The organism is Brevundimonas sp. CURTG3B2_SDJG, assembly GCF_057364705.1.
Window position 1 is genome coordinate 1 of sequence record NZ_JBNFOJ010000539.1, and the last position, 861, is coordinate 861.

The 861-nt window shown below is 72.8% G+C and carries 1 protein-coding gene; it reads left to right on the plus strand.

The window, feature by feature from the left end:
* Positions 1-176: 176 nt before the first annotated feature.
* Positions 177-861: carotenoid oxygenase family protein (locus tag AC2W7C_RS18545; protein ID WP_486002660.1), on the plus strand; the 685-nt coding region annotated here is incomplete at its 3' end.

Consider the following 861-nt stretch of genomic DNA (forward strand, 5'->3'; position numbering starts at 1 on the left):
CTCTCGGGCGTACCTGTACCGCAACGGCCCGGCCAAGTTCCGCCGCCCCGGCGCAGCGCCGCCCACTGGTTCGACGGCGACGGCCTGGTGCGCGTTTCGCATCGAGGACGGCCGGGTCGAGATGCGGCCCGTTCGTCGATACGCCCAAGCGGCGCCAGGAGACGCGCGCCGACGCCATGCTGATGCCCGGCTTCGGCACCCTGCCGGACCCGCGCGCCCAGATCGGCTCGCCCGACGACGCCAGCGCGGCCAACACCTCGGTGCTGATGGCCGGCGACCGGCTGTGGGCGCTGTGGGAGGGCGGCTCGCCGATGGCCATGGATCCCGGCTCGCTGGAGACCCAGGGCTTCGTCACCCTGAGGTCCGACCTGAAGGGCATGCCGTTCCTGGCCCACCCCAGGATCGAGCCCGACGGCCGGATCTGGAACCTGGGGATCGGCGGCGACCAGGCCATGGTCTGGCGGCTGGCCGCGGACGGGACGCTGGAGGCGGCGACCGTCATCCCCCTGCCGCGCGCCAGCTACATTCACGACTTCACCGCCACCGAGCGCCACCTGGTCATCGTGCTGCAGCCCTGGGTGCGCGAGCGGATGGTCATGCCGTTCTCGGCCGGCTTCGCCTGGAAGGGGGATGAGGGGACCCAGGTGCTGGTCGTGGACAAGGCCGACCTGAGCGCGCGCCGTCTCCATGAGCTGCCGGCCTTCGGCTTCTTCCACCTGGGCGACGCCTGGGAGGACGGCGGCGACATCCGGTTCTACGTCTGCGCCCACAAGGACAATGGACTTCGCGCGCGCGGCGCCACCGAGGTGCTGGAACGGCGTGCCCCTGGGCGCGGAGCCGGCGCGCCTGGCCCTGGCCCGG